At 73.4% G+C, this 14,893-nt stretch carries 13 protein-coding genes and 1 pseudogene; 9 read left to right on the forward strand and 5 right to left on the reverse strand.

The features are described from left to right. On the reverse strand, positions 1–1,526 hold a 1,526-nt coding region (locus tag EAO76_RS15175; RefSeq protein WP_148836483.1), incomplete at its 3' end, for an N-6 DNA methylase. 241 nt (positions 1,527–1,767) lie between these two features. Between EAO76_RS15175 and EAO76_RS15180 the strand changes: the two genes are divergently transcribed. After that, positions 1,768–2,613 carry a DUF4190 domain-containing protein gene (locus tag EAO76_RS15180; RefSeq protein WP_148836484.1) on the forward strand — a complete coding sequence of 282 codons (846 nt, stop codon included), beginning with the start codon at positions 1,768–1,770 and terminating at the stop codon, positions 2,611–2,613. A 112-nt stretch (positions 2,614–2,725) separates the two neighbouring features. Here the strand turns inward: EAO76_RS15180 and EAO76_RS46225 are convergent. Continuing rightward, positions 2,726–3,323 (reverse strand): annotated as a pseudogene (locus tag EAO76_RS46225) (hypothetical protein); the annotation flags it as partial. Between the two features lie 105 nt (positions 3,324–3,428). Between EAO76_RS46225 and EAO76_RS15190 the strand changes: the two are divergent. Continuing rightward, the gene (locus EAO76_RS15190) at positions 3,429–4,001 is read left to right on the forward strand and encodes a TetR/AcrR family transcriptional regulator (RefSeq protein WP_148836485.1); all 573 of its coding nucleotides are present in this window, start codon (positions 3,429–3,431) and stop codon (positions 3,999–4,001) included. Positions 4,002–4,117: 116 nt separating this feature from the next. Here EAO76_RS15190 and EAO76_RS15195 read toward each other — a convergent pair whose 3' ends face one another. After that, entirely contained in the window at positions 4,118–4,909 is a 792-nt protein-coding gene (locus EAO76_RS15195; protein ID WP_148836486.1) for an SDR family NAD(P)-dependent oxidoreductase, read from the reverse strand. Between the two features lie 87 nt (positions 4,910–4,996). Between EAO76_RS15195 and EAO76_RS15200 the strand changes: the two genes are divergently transcribed. From EAO76_RS15200 to EAO76_RS15210, 4 genes are all read left to right on the forward strand, one after another. Then, entirely contained in the window at positions 4,997–5,854 is an 858-nt protein-coding gene (locus tag EAO76_RS15200; RefSeq protein WP_148836487.1) for a helix-turn-helix transcriptional regulator, read from the forward strand. A 64-nt stretch (positions 5,855–5,918) separates the two neighbouring features. Beyond that, positions 5,919–6,380, forward strand: coding sequence for an NUDIX hydrolase (locus EAO76_RS15205; protein WP_148836488.1), 462 nt, complete (start codon positions 5,919–5,921; stop codon positions 6,378–6,380). Positions 6,381–6,452: 72 nt separating this feature from the next. Beyond that, positions 6,453–6,623: a hypothetical protein gene (locus EAO76_RS44570; protein ID WP_187438634.1), complete on the forward strand. Its 171-nt coding sequence runs from the start codon at positions 6,453–6,455 to the stop codon at positions 6,621–6,623. A 49-nt stretch (positions 6,624–6,672) separates the two neighbouring features. Further along, a complete protein-coding gene (locus EAO76_RS15210; protein WP_148836489.1) occupies positions 6,673–7,296 on the forward strand; it encodes a DinB family protein in 624 nt (207 codons plus the stop codon). 48 nt (positions 7,297–7,344) lie between these two features. Here EAO76_RS15210 and EAO76_RS15215 read toward each other — a convergent pair whose 3' ends face one another. Beyond that, the gene (locus EAO76_RS15215) at positions 7,345–8,613 is read right to left on the reverse strand and encodes a helix-turn-helix domain-containing protein (RefSeq protein ID WP_262375491.1); all 1,269 of its coding nucleotides are present in this window, start codon (positions 8,611–8,613) and stop codon (positions 7,345–7,347) included. 173 nt (positions 8,614–8,786) lie between these two features. Here EAO76_RS15215 and EAO76_RS15220 point away from each other — a divergent pair, with 173 nt between their 5' ends. Further along, entirely contained in the window at positions 8,787–9,449 is a 663-nt protein-coding gene (locus EAO76_RS15220; protein ID WP_148836490.1) for an AMP-binding protein, read from the forward strand. After that, positions 9,449–9,664: a hypothetical protein gene (locus EAO76_RS15225; protein WP_262375492.1), complete on the forward strand. Its 216-nt coding sequence runs from the start codon at positions 9,449–9,451 to the stop codon at positions 9,662–9,664. Before EAO76_RS15220 ends, EAO76_RS15225 begins: the two co-directional genes overlap by 1 nt. Before the next feature lie 57 nt (positions 9,665–9,721). Here EAO76_RS15225 and mfd read toward each other — a convergent pair whose 3' ends face one another. Then, a complete protein-coding gene (mfd, locus tag EAO76_RS15230; RefSeq protein WP_148836491.1) occupies positions 9,722–13,255 on the reverse strand; it encodes a transcription-repair coupling factor in 3,534 nt (1,177 codons plus the stop codon). 569 nt (positions 13,256–13,824) lie between these two features. On the opposite strand from mfd, the gene EAO76_RS15235 reads away from it, so the two are divergent. Further along, complete coding sequence (locus EAO76_RS15235) at positions 13,825–14,826, forward strand: helix-turn-helix transcriptional regulator (RefSeq protein ID WP_187438635.1); 1,002 nt, start codon at positions 13,825–13,827, stop codon at positions 14,824–14,826. The last annotated feature ends 67 nt before the right edge of the window (positions 14,827–14,893 follow it).

A 14,893-nucleotide genomic window follows, 5' to 3' on the forward strand; every position in this document is an offset into this window, starting at 1 on the left:
GCGACGCCCCGGAGCAGCGGGAGGGACGGGAGGAGCTCGGCGCGGCCGGGGGCGTGAACGGCCCGCCCCGCTTCCGCGGCCGGTCCGAAGCGGGTGGTGAGGAGGTCGTCGAGGAGTTCGATGACCGGGACGGCCCGGCCTGCTCCTGTGCCTGTGCCTGTGCCCGCGTCCGCGCCCGCTTCGGTACTGGTGTCGGTGCCCGGGTCGCCCGTGCCGTCGAACGACCGCCAGGCGTCGAGGACGGCCCTGTGCACCGCCTGCCAGTCGATCCGGTCGCGACCGCCGGACGGGGCGGCGGACACCGCGCCCGCCGGGGCCGGTTCGGCGGGCTCGGCGGTGTCGACGAGCAGCAGTTCGGGCGAGGGATGCAGGCCGTTGCCGGGCCTGCGGAGCACCCAGAGGTGGAGCGGGATGCCGTACGGGGGCGCGGCGCCCGCCGGGAGCGCGATGACGGCGCGCAGGGCGCCGCGGCGCAGCAGGTCGGCCCGGATGCGGCGGCCGGAGCGGCGCGAGGCGGCGGCCGGGGGCATCAGCAGCACGGCGGTGCCGCCCTCGCGCAGATGGGCCAGGGCGTGCTGGACCCAGGCGAGCTCGGACTCGGTACGGGCCGGGAAGCCGTACTCCCAGCGCGGGTCGTAGGCGAGCTCGTCGTGGCCCCAGTTCCGTTCGTTGAACGGGGGGTGGCAGAGCACGGCGTCGGCGGCGAGCCGCGGGAAGGCGTCGGCGCGCAGGGTGTCGCCGGTGCGTGCCGCGACCGTGCAGCCGGTGTCGGTGTGCAGGGCCAGCCGCAGCGCGGTGAGCGCGGCGAGGTCGGGATCGCTCTCCTGGGCGTACAGGGCGGTCGGCCCGGTGACGGCGCGCAGCAGGGCGCCGGTGCCCGCGGCGGGGTCGAGGACGGTGCGGGCGGGCCGCTCGCCCGTCTCCACCAGGGCGGCCATCAGCCCGGCGAGGCCGGGCGGGGTGAGCGTGTACTGGCGCGGATTGGCGTCCAGCTGCCGGCCGAGCAGGAACTCGAAGGTCTCCGGGGCCCCGTCCTCGGCTGCGAGTTCCGCGACGCCCCGGAGCAGCGGGAGGGACGGGAGGAGCTCGGCGCGGCCGGGGGCGTGAACGGCCCGCCCCGCTTCCGCGGCCGGTCCGAAGCGGGTGGTGAGGAGGTCGTCGAGGGCGAGGGACAGCACGCCGGCCATCGGCTCGTCCGCCACGGCGGCGATCTCCCGCCAGGCGGCGGGGCTGGTCCGCAGGAGGAGCAGGGCGCAGCCCGCGTGGACGAGGGCGGGGACGGGGCCCCCGGGGTGCCCGGCGAGCTGCTGCCAGACCCGTTCACGGAGTGGCACCTCGGCAAGTTTTCCCTGGTCGCGCAGCCACTGCTCGACCTCGGACAGGGCGAAGGACGGACTCGTCTCGGTGCCGCCGACGGGCTTGGGGAAGTCGGCGTGGCGGCGGCGCCAGTTGCTGACTGCGGCACGCCCCACCCCGGCGAGCCGTGCGATTCCCGCCGCGGTCACCTCTGTCGCGTTCTCCGGCACTGGCTGTCTCCCTGGTCCTGGCGCTCGCCCCGGCACCGGCGCTGGTCCCGGCACCGGTTCGTCGTTGTCGGCGAGCATACCGACCAGTTCACGAGACATCGATTCACAGCGTGCATCAATCCCTTCACCGTGAACAGTGTTGACTCGGTTCACAAGCTCTGCTGTTATTGACTCGTCGCCGCAACGGAGCGATGCACGGAACCGCTCACCACTCATCTGCTTTTCGCCGGAGGGCACAGCCATGTCCCAGTTCACGCAGTCGCCGCAGTCCCCGCAGCCCCAGCAGCCGTACGGCCCGGCCCATACGCCGGGCATGCGCCCGGCCCGTAACGGACTGGGCATCGCCGCGCTCGTCCTGGGTGTCATCGGCGCCGTGTCGGGGCTGATCCCGCTGCTGTTCTGGCTGGCGGGCATCCTCGGCGTCATCGCCCTGGTCCTGGGCCTGGCGGGCCGGGGCCGGGTCAAGCGCGGCGAGGCCACCAACAAGGGCGTGACCACCTTCGGCGCCGTCCTCGGGCTGGTCTCGCTGATCCTCGCGGTGGTGGGCGCGGTGATCACGTTCAAGGCCGTGGGCGACGCGGTGGACGACATCGACAAGGCGATCTCGGAGACCACGGCCTCCGCGAAGCCGAAGCCCGGCGGGGACTCCGCCAAGGGCGGCGACGCGGCAGGGAAGGACAAGAAGAAGGACACGGCCGAGGCACTGGAGGCCGGGGACTCTGCCGTGTACGACGACGACCTGACGGTCACGGTCGGCGACGCCACCTCGTACACCCCGGACGAGTACGCCGCCGGTCACACCAAGGGCAACAAGGCCTACCGGGTCGCCGTCGTCATCGAGAACGCCGGCAAGGAGAAGTTCGACTCCGCGCTCGTCAACGTCACGGCCCGCGCGGGCAAGGAGGGCGTGGACGCCGAGCAGATCTTCGACGACAAGGTCGGCGCGGGCTTCAGCGGCACGGTCCTGCCGGGCAAGAAGGTCACCGTCCAGTTCGCCTTCGACACCCCCGCCGACGCCAAGAACCTGACGGTCGAGGTCAACCCCGGCTTCACGTACGACGCCTCCCAGTGGGACCTGAAGCTCTGACCCACCCGCCGGCCCTCTTCCTGCCGAAGCCCCACGCCCCCCGGGGGCTCCGGCCCTCCCTCGGGCTTTGGCCCTCCCAGGAGCCCCACCTCTCCCCCGGGCCCGCCGCCCACCACCTCGAACACCTCCGGGCGCGCCGCGCCGACGGCGGCGAAGGAGACCAGCGACTCGACCGGGTCGAGCCCCGCCCCGACGAGCGCCGCGACATGGCCGTCGCCGCGGTGTTCGCGCAGGACCGTGGCCGCCCACCAGAGCGCGAGGTGCGGCTCGTCCGGCCGGGGCAGGGCGGCGTTGGCCGCGGCGAGCGGCCGGCCGACGGTGTCGGCGGCCTCCGCGACGCGCCGCACGAGCGCGGCGGCCTCGCCCAGCTCCGGTCCGGCGACCGCGTCCCCGAGCAGCTTCCGGTAGGTGCGGTCGACCGCCCGCGTCCGGGCCGCGAGCACCGCGTCCGGGGAGGCGACGGACCAGACGGCGGGCACGTACTCGCCCACCATCACCGGGCTGAAGCTGTGGAACGTGTCGGCCACCCGCCCCGCACCGACCTCCCCGAGCGGCGCCGCGCGCCAGGCGAAGTAGCCGGGCCAGCGCTCATCGGTGCGGTGGCCGAGCGCGGCGACCTCCTCGACGGCCTCCGGCGCGTAGTACAGAACGGCGTGCAGGGGTTCCAGCAGGTGCCACATCCGCCGTACCCGGCCCAACTCCTCGGACACGTCTCCGCCCTCCGCGACGTCGCCAATCTTGTCAGTGACTAGATGGTCAGAGTGCTCCCCCTCCCCGAACTTGTCAACGACAAGATTCCGCGTAGCCTGCTGCACATGACCAGCGAGCGCGCCTACCACCACGGCGACCTGCGACGGGCCGTCCTCACCGCCGCACTCGACGTCATCCGCACCGAGGGGCCGGGCGCGCTGAGCCTGCGCGACCTGGCGCGCCGGGCCGGCGTCTCCCACGCGGCCCCCGCCCACCACTTCAAGGACCGCACGGGCCTGCTCACCGCCATCGCCGCCGAGGGCTACGCCCTCTTCGCCGACGAACTGGCCGCGGCCCCGGACCTCAGGGAACGGGGCGTGCGGTACGTACGGTTCGCCGCCGAACACCCGGCGCACTTCCACGTGATGTTCCGGCCGGACCTCCACCGCGCCGACGACCCCGAGCTGCTCGCGGCGAAGGACCGGGCCTCGGCCGAGCTGCGCGCGGGCGTCACCGGCCTTCCCGCCAGCGGGCGCGGCGACGACGACCGGCTCGCGGGCGTGGCCGCCTGGTCACTGGCCCACGGCTTCGCCACGCTGCTGCTCAGCGGCAACCTGGACGGGGCGGTGGGAGCGCGCGACTCCGAGGCGGTCTTCCGCTCCCTCGCGGAGCTGCTGTTCGCACCGGAGAGTTCCTGAGCACGTCGGCGGGGCCGAGGGGGCGGGAGACCGTCCCGGGTGGAGAACAGGCACGCGGACGGCGCTCGCCACCGACGGCCGGCAGGCGCCTCCCCCGCCCCGGCTCCCGGTTCGGCTCAGGCCCGCATGCCGCCGTCCACGCGGAGAACGGTGCCGGTGACGTAGGAGGCGCGGTCGCTGAGCAGCCAGGCGGCAGCCTCGGCGATCTCGTCCGGTTCGGCCGCGCGGCCCAGCGGGGTCCGGGCGTTGAGCTGCTCGACGATGCCGGGTGAGTCCGCCTCCCACTCGTGGACCATCTCGGTGAGCGTGGTGCCGGGTGCGATGGCGTTGACGCGGATGCCCTCCGGGCCGTACGTGACGGCGGCCGACGCGGTGAGGCTGTTGACCGCCCGCTTCGCGGCGCCGTAGGCGGGCAGCCAGGGGTTGCCCATCAGGCTGCCGACGCTGGAGGTGTTGACGATCGCCCCGGTCCCGGCGGTGGCCCGGATGGCGGCGATCTCGGCGGTCATGGCGAGCCACGGCCCCTTGAAGTCGACCGCGGACACCCGGTCGAAGTCGGCCTCGGTCAACCGGTCCATCGGGCCGGGCGGCTGGGCCGTCGCGCCGTTGTTGAAGGCGGCGTCGAGACGGCCGTACACCGCCACGGCCCGGTCGACGGCCGCGCGGATGCTCGCCGGGTCGGCCAGGTCGCACAGCGCGTACTCCGCGGTGCCGCCCGCCGCCCGGATCTCCTCGGTCACCGCCTCCAGCTGGGCCTCCGTGCGGGACGCGAGGAGCACCCGCGCGCCCTCCCGGGCGAAGAGCCGGGCCGCGGCGGCGCCGATGCCCCGGCCGGCTCCGAGGACGAGGGCGACCTTGCCGGAGAGCAGACCGGGCCGTGCGGTGGACGTGATCGTTGTGTCGTTCATGCCGACGAGCCTGCGCCGGGCCGGGCCCCTCATCCAGGCACCGGCAGTACCTGGCTGGGCCGGCCGGGGCCCGCGCACACTGGAGGGGTGGATCGACGAGAACTGGCAGGTTTCCTGCGCAGCAGGCGCGAGCGGATCGCCCCCGCCGAGGTGGGGCTGCCCGCCGGGCCGCGCCGCCGCACCCCGGGGCTGCGCCGCGAGGAGGTGGCGCAGCTGGCGTTCATCTCGACGGAGTACTACACGCGGCTGGAACAGGCCCGTGCCCCGCACCCCTCCCGCGAGGTGCTGGTCCAGATCGCCCGCGCCCTGCGCCTCTCGGACGCCGAGCGCGACCATCTGCACCACCTCGCCGGCACTCCGCCCGGCCCCCCTCCCGGCCCCTCCAGGGAGGTGCGGCAGAGCATCGTCGACCTGCTGGACCGGCTCCCGGAGGCCGCGGCGCTCGTGCTGTCGGCGACGTACGAGGTGATCGCCTGGAACGGCCTGGCCGCGGCCCTGATGGAGGACTTCTCCGCGCTGTCGCGCCGCGACCGCAACCTCGTCCGGCGCGCCTTCCTCGGCCCGCACCGGAACTGCCGGCCGCTGTACGGCGTCTCGGACGCGGACGAGTTCGTCCGGACCTCGGCCCAGCACCTGCGCGCGGCCGCGGCCCGCTACCCCGACGACCCGGAGGTGACCGGCCTGGTCGAGGAACTTCTCGCCGGGAGCGAGGAGTTCGCCCGGATCTGGGCGGGCCACGACGTGACCGCCCGCCCCACCCTCTGCAAGACCTTCCACCACCCCCTGGTCGGCCCCGTCTCCGTCAACTGCGACGTCCTGGACATCGCCGACCGGGACCAGCGGGTCGTCATCTACACCGCCGCCCCCGGCTCGCCGTCCGAACAGGCGCTGCGGCTGCTGTCGGTCGTCGGCACCCAGCGCCTGGACGTGCCCTCGGAGGCATGACACCCGGCGGCGGCAGCCGCCCGTGCCTCCCGCCCCGGCATAATGTCCGGCGGGAGGTACGGGGATGAGTTTCCGGCTGGCGGCGTACGCCGTGTGTGTCGAGGAGGGGCGGGTGCTGCTCGCCCATCACGTCTCGCGGACCTGGACCCTTCCGGGCGGCAGGGTCGAGCACGGGGAGGACCCGTTCGACGCGGTGGTCCGGGAGGTCGCCGAGGAGACCGGCTGCGAGGCGGTGGTCGAACGCCTGCTGGGCGTGGACTCGCGGCTGATCCCCGCCGCCGAATGCGCCGTGCCCGGCGGCCCCGGCCACCAGAACGTCGGCGTCTTCTACCGGGTCCGCATCACCGGCGGCCGGCTCCGCCCCGAACCGAACGGCGACACCATCGAGTCGGTCTGGACCCCGCTCCCCGACGTCACCGGCCTGCGCCGGTCGTCCCTGGTCGACATCGGCCTGGCCCTGGCCCGCACCACCCCGGAGACCGGCCACGTCGCCCCCGTACCGGTCGGCGGCCTGATCCAGCACTGACCCCGCACCGCTCCGGGGGCACCGGCTGCGGCCCCGGAGTCGGGACAACGTACATCCACGTAAGTTACGTCGATGTACGTTTCACTCACGCATGATCCGTCGAGGCCCGGAAGGCAGATCCGTCGTACCGAACTCATCGGTGTCCCCCTTGTGCTCGCGGTGTGCCCGGCGGGGGTCGAGGACGACGTACGCCCGGACCTGGTGCTCACCCCTGCGGACCTGCTGACCGCCTGGGGTGCGTGAAAGCTTCTTCCCGGCCCCGTTGTCAGTGCCGGGTGCGAGACTGCCCGGCATGATCGAGCCGAACCCGAAAGCGGACCTCCTCCAGTACCTGCAGCAGGGGCGCGACGCCCTCGTGTGGAAGCTCGACGGGCTTTCCGAGTACGACATACGCCGCCCGCTGACCCCCACGGGCACGAACCTGCTGGGGCTGCTCAAGCACCTCGCGGGCGTGGAGCTGGGCTACTTCGGCGACACGTTCGGACGGCCGTTCTTCACCGGGGAGACGCCGTCCTGGTGGTACACGCGGGACGCGGAGCCCAACGCGGACATGTGGGCCACCGCGGACGAGTCCCGCGAGGACGTCGTCGGGCTGTACCGCCGGGCATGGGCGCACTCCGACAGCACGATCGGGGCCCTCGACCTCGACGCGACCGGCCGTGTCCCGTGGTGGCCCGAGGAGCGCCGGGAGACCACGCTCCACCACCTCCTGGTCCGCGTCATCTCCGACACCCAGCGCCATGCCGGCCACGCCGACGTGGTGCGGGAACTCATCGACGGCTCCACCGGCTACACCCCGGCCCAGGACAGCCTGCCGTCCCACGACCCGGCCTGGTGGAAGAACCACCACGCCCGGCTGGAACGGGTGGCCCGAGAAGTCCAGGAGGCCCGGGAGGACCAGGAAGACGTCGGCTGATCGCGCCCGCGCCGTCCCGCGCATGCCGGGAAGGGTTCTGGGGCGGCGTCACGCGCTGCGTGGTCCCGGGGGTTGGGCGGCGGGGGGCTGGTTCCGGATGGCCGGGCTCTGGTTGCTCTCCAGGAGCATGGGGAAGGTGCCTACGGCGTCGAGGGCCATGGACAGTTCGGCGATGATCTTCGGGTCGTCCAGGGGGCCCCGCAGGAACTCCTCCAGGCGGTGCATGCGGTAGCGGACCGTGTTCTGGTGGCAGAACAGGCGGCGGCCCGCCTCGGCCGCCGAGCCGTGGGCCTCCAGCCAGCCGCGGGCGGTGGCCAGGAGGGTGGTGCGGTCCTCCTCCGGCAGGGAGAGGACCCCGCCGAGGATGCGCTGCACGGCGCGCTGGGTGGTCTCCAGGTTGTTCATCACCAGCTCGGTCAGCGGGGTGTCGTCGAGCTGGCGCACCGCCGCGCTGTCGGCGGTGAGCGACTGTTCGGCGACCTGGGCGTAGCGGAGGGCGCGGCTCGTCTGGTCGAGCCGTTCGTAGAGCGGGCTGACGCCCACGCGGCTGGTCGCGACGGCGCGTACGGCGGCGAGGACCTCCTCCACCGACTGCCGCGGCGGGCAGGAGAGCACCCCGATCTCGGAGCCGGGCTGTGCGCGCCAGGCGTGGCCCACGTCGAGTGCGCGCAGTCGCCGGTCCAGTCCCGGCAGGGGTGGTTCGCCGCTGGTCGGGACCTCCGCCGCCACGACGAGGAACCGTCCCTGGAAGGGGAAGTCGAGCATGCGCGCGACCTCCCACACGGTGTCGCTGCTCAGCGAGGGACCGTCGATGAGTTCGGAGACCAGGGCGGAGCGCCTGCGGTCCGTCTCCACCATCCGTTCCGCGCAGGTCTCGCGGTAGGCGTCGGTGAGGGCCGTCGAGTAGTCGTCGGCCAGCTCCCAGATGTGCGAGGCGGCGTCCAGCAGGGCGCCGGGGGCCTCGCCGCCCGCCTCCCGTGCCGCGTCGAGGAGTTGCTCCCAGAGGTGGCGGAAGCCGAGCCGGTAGGCGCGCAGGACTTCCGGCAGCGGGGCGTTCTGCAGGGCCCGTTTGCGTCCGGTCTCCGTGGGGCCGACCAGGTCGACCGTCGCCGAGGTGTGGTCGGTGAGGTGTTTGAGGACGTAGGAGACGTTCAGCCGCATCGAGGCGTGCAGGTCCTCGGGTCCCACGACCATGGACCGGTAGAAGTCGATGTTCTCGTAGGTGAGTTGCGACATGGTCGAGGCGATGGAATCGAGTCTGGGCGTCAGGGCCTCGGCGAGTTCGGCCACCAGGAGGCGCGATTGTGTCGTGGGCACGGGGCGAGCCTAGAACAGCCGGAACTGTGGTCTTCCCACAACGGGCGAAACGGGGACGAGGTCATTGTCGTCTGCTACAGAGGTCGCTGTAGGTGTCGACATGGTGCGCGGCGTCCGGTGGCTGTGAGGATCGCCATGTTGAGACCGACGTGTGCGCATGAAAGCGGAATGACGTGACCAATCTCGCCAGTGTCCTGACCGATGCGGCCGGGCTCCACCCCCGGCGGCCTGCGCTGCGGATCGACGGGACCGTCCTGACCCTGCTCGACCTGGACGAGCTCAGCGCCCGCGTCGCCGGTGGGCTGCTGGCCCACGGGATGCGGCCCGGTGACCGGGTGGAGGTCGCGGTGTGCGGCGACCCCGTCCTCCCCGTCCTGTACTTCGGGGCGCTGCGTGCCGGGGCGATCGTCGTCGTGGCGGCGCCCCGGCCCCGGTCCGTCGCGGTGCGCTCGCGCGGGGCCGTTCGCGGTGCGCGTCTGGTGTTCGCCCCGCCGGTGGGCCGGACCGCCGCGGGCCCGGGGGCGGACGGTACGACCGTCGTCCGGGTGGGTCCCGACTTCCTCGACCAGGTGGCGTTCTGGCCCCAGCACCCCGGTGTCGTACACCGCGGGGACGGCGACGTCGCGGCCGTGGTCGGCGCCGTCGGGCGCCTCCGCTCCGTGTACACGCACGGGGCGGCCCGTGCGGCGGTGGCGGCCGCGGGCGGCGGCCCGCTGTCCGCGCCGGGGCTCCCGGGCCGGCGCCCGGCCCCGCGGACCCGGGGGCGCGACCCGGTCGGCCTCGTCGGAGCGCGTCCGTTCGCACCGCTCACCCACGCTGCCGGGAGCGGTTGCTGATGTTGTGGCGGCTGGTGCTGGCGGCGCTCCAGGACGACACCCTGGACGAGGAGCGGCGGCTGGCGATCCTGGCCCGCGGCGCGGCCCGGCTCGCCGCCCATCGCCTCCCCGAGGGACGGCGGCCCACTGCGGACGACGTCATGCGGGTGGCGTTCGAGGAGTTCGCGGTCGTGATAGACGCCGCCCAGGCGCGTACGGCGCTTCGGCAGGGGTGACGCGGGGCGCCCGGTGCCCGGCGCGCGTGCGACGGGCACCGGGACCGGGCGCAGGGGTCAGGAGCCCAGGATCGTCGTGAGGAACTCGCCCGTCCACGCCAGCAGTTCGCGGCCCACCACCGGCTTCCCGCCGATCCGGCCCGTGGTGGGGCGGGGCACGAGGATCTGGTGGGTGGCCGGTTTGATGACCGTCTTGGGGTGGAGGCGCTTGAGGCGCAGCTCCTGCGACTCGCGCAGCTCGACCGGGGCGAAGCGGATGTTCGGGCCCTGGAGCACGATCTCGCCGACCCCGCAGGCGCGGGCCAGCATCCGCAGCCCGGCGACCAGCAGGAGGTTCTCGACCGGCTCGGGGAGCTTGCCGTAGCGGTCGGTCAGCTCCTCCCGCACGGCCCGGATGTCGTCCTCCGTGTTGGCGGAGGCGATGGCGCGGTACGCCTGGAGGCGCAGCCGCTCGCCGGGGGCGTAGTCGTGCGGAACGTGGGCGTCGACCGGCAGCTCGATCTTGACCTCCAGCGGCGGCTCCTCCTCCACACCGCCTTCGAGGGAGGCCCGGTAGTCGGCGACCGCCTCGCCCACCATGCGGACGTACAGGTCGAAGCCGACGCCCGCGATGTGGCCGGACTGCTCGCCGCCCAGGAGGTTTCCGGCGCCGCGGATCTCCAGGTCCTTCATCGCCACGTACATGCCCGCGCCCATCTCGGTGTGCTGGGCGATCGTGGCCAGGCGTTCGTGGGCGGTCTCGGTGAGCGGCTTCTCCGGCGGGTAGAGGAAGTACGCGTAGCCGCGCTCGCGGCCCCGGCCGACGCGGCCGCGCAGCTGGTGGAGCTGGGAGAGGCCGAAGTTGTCGCCGCGCTCCACGATCAGGGTGTTGGCGTTGGAGATGTCGATGCCGGACTCGACGATCGTCGTGGAGACCAGGACGTCGAACTTCTTCTCCCAGAAGTCCACCACCACCTGTTCCAGGGCCTGTTCGGACATCTGGCCGTGGGCCGTCGCGATCCGGGCCTCCGGGACGATCTCGCGAAGCCGGGCGGCGGCGCGGTCGATCGACTCGACGCGGTTGTGGATGTAGAACGCCTGGCCCTCGCGGAGCAGTTCGCGGCGGATGGCCGCGCCGATCTGCTTCTCCTCGTACGGGCCGACGAAGGTGAGGACCGGGTGGCGCTCCTCGGGCGGGGTGGTGATCGTCGACATCTCGCGGATGCCGGTCACGGCCATTTCGAGCGTACGGGGGATGGGCGTCGCGGACATGGTGAGGACGTCCACGTTGGCCCGGAGCTTCTTCAGCTGCTCCTTGTGCTCGACGCCGAAGCGCTGCTCCTCGTCGACGATGACCAGACCCAGGTCCTTGAACCCGGTCTCGGAGGAGAAGAGGCGGTGGGTTCCGATGACCAGGTCGACGGAGCCCTCGCGGAGCCCTTCGAGGGTCGCCTTGGACTCGGCCTCGGACTGGAAGCGGCTCAGCGCCCGTACGTTGACCGGGAACTGGGAGTAGCGCTCGGTGAACGTGCCGTAGTGCTGCTGGACCAGGAGGGTGGTGGGGACGAGGACGGCGACCTGCTTGCCGTCCTGGACCGCCTTGAACGCCGCCCGGACCGCGATCTCCGTCTTGCCGTAGCCGACGTCGCCGCAGATCAGCCGGTCCATCGGGACGGACTTCTCCATGTCCTCCTTGACCTCGGCGATGGTGGAGAGCTGGTCGGGCGTCTCCGCGTACGGGAAGGCGTCCTCCAGTTCGCGCTGCCAGGGGGTGTCGGGGCCGAAGGTGTGGCCGGGGGCCGCCATCCGGGCCGAGTACAGCTTGATCAGGTCGGCGGCGATCTCCTTGACGGCCTTCTTGGCGCGCGCCTTGGTCTTGGTCCAGTCGGCGCCGCCGAGCCGGTGCAGGGTGGGCGCCTCGCCGCCGACGTACTTGGTGACCTGTTCCAGCTGGTCGGTCGGGATGTACAGGCGGTCGCCGGGCTGGCCGCGCTTGGCGGGGGCGTACTCGACGAGGAGGTACTCGCGGGTGGCGCCCTGCACGGTGCGCTGCACCATCTCGATGTAGCGGCCCACGCCGTGCTGTTCGTGGACGATGTAGTCGCCGGTCTCCAGCGTCAGCGGGTCGATCGTCTTGCGGCGGCGGGCCGGCATCCGGCCCAGGTCCTTGGTGGCGGTGCGCTGCCCGGTGAGGTCCGTCTCGGTCAGGACGGCGAGCCTCAGCGCCGGGTCGACGAAGCCGTGGTCGATCGCGCCGCAGGAGACGTGGACGACGGACGGGGAGACCTCCGCCAGGTCCGGGTCGAGGCGGGCGGCGATGCCCTCGCCGCCCAGCACCTCGACGGTGCGGGAGGCCAGGCCCTGGCCCTCGGTGACGTACACCGTGCGCCAGCCGTCGGCGATCCAGCCCTTGGTGTCGGCGAACGCGCGGGCGGTGTCGCCGCGGTACGCCTCCGGGGCGTGCATGCCGAACGTGAGCGTGTCGTCCTCCTCGTCGGCGGCGTCGGCGGCGAACGGGGAGACCGACCACCACATCATCCCCAGCTCGCGGGCCCGGTCCCGGACGTCCGCGATGCCCCACAGGGAGGCCGCGCCGACGTCGATCGGGGCCTGGCCCCCGCCCGCGGTGGCGGCCCAGGACGCCTGGAGGAACTCCTGGCTGGTGGCGACCAGGTCGGCCGCCCGGGTGCGGACCCGTTCCGGGTCGCAGACCAGCGCCATCGAGCCCTTCGGCAGCACGTCGAGCAGCAGCTCCATGTCGTCGACGAGGACCGGGGCGAGGGACTCCATGCCCTCCACCGCGATCCCCTCGGCGATCTTGTTGAGGAGTTCGCCCAGTTCGGGGTGGGCCTCGGCGAGCGCGGCGGCCCGCTCGCGCACCTCGTCGGTGAGCAGCAGCTCGCGGCAGGGCGGGGCCCACAGCCCGTGTTCGGCGATCTCCAGCGACCGCTGGTCGGCGATCTTGAAGTAGCGGATCTCCTCGACGTCGTCACCCCAGAACTCCACCCGAAGGGGGTGCTCCTCGGTCGGCGGGAAGACGTCCAGGATGCCGCCGCGCACGGCGAACTCTCCGCGCTTCTCGACCAGTTCGACCCGGGCGTACGCCGCGGCCGCGAGTGCCTCGACCGTCCTGCCGAGGTCCGCGGCCTGCCCGATGCGCAGCGACACGGGCTCCAGGTCGCCGAGCCCCTTGACCTGCGGCTGGAGCACGGAGCGGACGGGGGCGACGACGACGGAGACCGGCCCCGTCTCCGGGTCGTCCTCCCTGGGGTGCGCCAGGCGCCGCAGCACGGCGAGGCGGCGGCCCACGGTGTCCGAGCGGGGCGAGAGCCGCTCGTGCGGCAGGGTCTCCCAGGACGGGAACTCCGCGATCGTGTCCGGCGGCAGCAGGGTGCGCAGCGCGGCGGCCAGGTCCTCGGCCTCCCGGCCGGTCGCGGTGACGGCGAGCACGGTGCGCCCGGTCTCGCGGGCCAGCGCGGCGACGGCGAAGGGGCGGGCGGCGGGCGGGCCGACGAGGTCCACGTGCATCCGGTGGCCGCCGTCGGCGGCCTTCACCGCTTCGGAGAGTGCCGGGTCACGTACGACGACATCCAGCAGACCGTGCAGACTCATGAAGGGCTTCCGTCCGGGAACGAGGGCGGGTCCCGGCAGCCGGCTGCTGCCAGAACCGCGCGAGGGGGCAACGCGAAGGACCCGACACGTCTCACGGGCCGGGGGGAATCCAGCGTACGACGCCGGTGTGACAGCCGCGTGCGCAATCGGCCGGGGCGAAGGGCCGCCGGCCGGTGTCCGCCGGGCGGGAAGGACCGCCGACCGGCATCCGTCGGGGAGGGCGGGCGGCCGGTGTCGGCGGGGCGCGGGACCCGGACCCGGATGCGGATGCGGATGCGGCGGGACGGTGAACCCGGCGGGACGGCGGGGTGCCGTCGGCCGGGGCCGCTCCCCCGCGCGCGAGGCCCCGATTACCGTCCGGCGCGCGTCCGGGCCCGCTCGTCGTGGGCGACACACCGTTCATCTCCACATCCCACACAGTTGCGTCCGGGATCCTCACAGGAGCGGCCCCAGCGTCTACGCTTTGGCCGAAGATTCCACAGCCGGTGAGCAGAGCAGCCGTCGACCAGCACCCGCGGGCAATCCCCGAGGGTGTACGGCCATGCACGGATCAGTCAGCGGGGGCACACGTGGGCGACAACGAGATGTCCGTGTTCGGGGTCTCGGAGGCCGAGGAGGAGCTCTACCGGCATTTCCTGCGCAACCCCGGCACCGTCGCCGACGACGACCTGCATCTCCTCCTGCACACCGCCCCCGAGGTGGCCCGCGCGTGCGTCGAGCGGCTCCAGGACCTCGGGCTGATCCATCCGGAAGGCCCTGACCAGCGCATTTTCCCGACGGATCCGGAAGTCGCGCTGACCCGGCTGACCGACCTGCGGCTGCACGCCCTGCACCAGGAGCTCCAGCGCGTCACCTGTTCCCGGCACGTCGTCGACGGTCTACGCGCGGAGCAGGGGGCCCGCAGGTCCTCCCCGCCGGGCATCGAGCAGCTGGAGGGGCTCGAACGGATCCGCGACCGGATCGACGATCTCGCCTTCTTCGCCCGGGACGAGATCCTCTCCGTGGAGCCGTACACGAAGCTGTCGCCGGAGAACATCGCCCGCTCCCGCCCACTGGATCTGCGGTGTCTGCGGCGCGGTGTGCGCATCCGGAACGTCGTCGCCCGGGCCGCGTTGCAGGATGCGGCAACCGCCGCTTATCTGCGCGAGCTCGTCGAGCACGGGGCCGCGATCCGGGTGACGGCGCACACCGCCGAGCGGCTGCTGGTGTACGACCGCAGGGCGGCGCTGGTCCCGCTGGACCCGCACGACACCTCGCGCGGCGCGCTGCTCGCCCACCGCAGCGGGCTGGTCTCCAACATCATCGCCCTCTTCGAGAAGATCTGGGACCAGGCCGAGGACCTGTCGAAGGCGGACGCCGAGGAGGCCGGGGCGGACGACGACTGCCTGTCGGACACGGAGCGCCGGGTGCTGGTGTCCATGTGCACCGTGGGCAAGGACGAGGCGGGCGCCCGGGAGCTGGGCCTGTCGGTGCGGACCTACCGGCGCTACGTCGCCGACCTGGTGCAGAAGCTCGGCGCGGCGAGCCGGGCCCAGGCGGCCCTGCTGGCCCGGGAACGCGGCTGGATCTGATCGCCGGGCGCGGCCGGGGCGAGGACGGCCGCGGGCCTCCCCCGCCCCCGCCGTCACCGTTCCCCCG

It is taken from the genome of Streptomyces sp. sk2.1 (assembly GCF_008120935.1).
Lineage (GTDB): Bacteria > Actinomycetota > Actinomycetes > Streptomycetales > Streptomycetaceae > Streptomyces.

Coding starts and splice junctions, on each gene's coding strand:
- EAO76_RS15180 (WP_148836484.1), top strand. CDS start 1,768: ATGTCCCAGTTCACGCAGTCGCCGCAGTCCCCGCAGCCCCAGCAGCCG.
- EAO76_RS15190 (WP_148836485.1), top strand. CDS start 3,429: ATGACCAGCGAGCGCGCCTACCACCACGGCGACCTGCGACGGGCCGTC.
- EAO76_RS15195 (WP_148836486.1), bottom strand. CDS start 4,909: ATGAACGACACAACGATCACGTCCACCGCACGGCCCGGTCTGCTCTCC.
- EAO76_RS15205 (WP_148836488.1), top strand. CDS start 5,919: ATGAGTTTCCGGCTGGCGGCGTACGCCGTGTGTGTCGAGGAGGGGCGG.
- EAO76_RS44570 (WP_187438634.1), top strand. CDS start 6,453: ATGTACGTTTCACTCACGCATGATCCGTCGAGGCCCGGAAGGCAGATC.
- EAO76_RS15210 (WP_148836489.1), top strand. CDS start 6,673: ATGATCGAGCCGAACCCGAAAGCGGACCTCCTCCAGTACCTGCAGCAG.
- EAO76_RS15225 (WP_262375492.1), top strand. CDS start 9,449: ATGTTGTGGCGGCTGGTGCTGGCGGCGCTCCAGGACGACACCCTGGAC.
- mfd (WP_148836491.1), bottom strand. CDS start 13,255: ATGAGTCTGCACGGTCTGCTGGATGTCGTCGTACGTGACCCGGCACTC.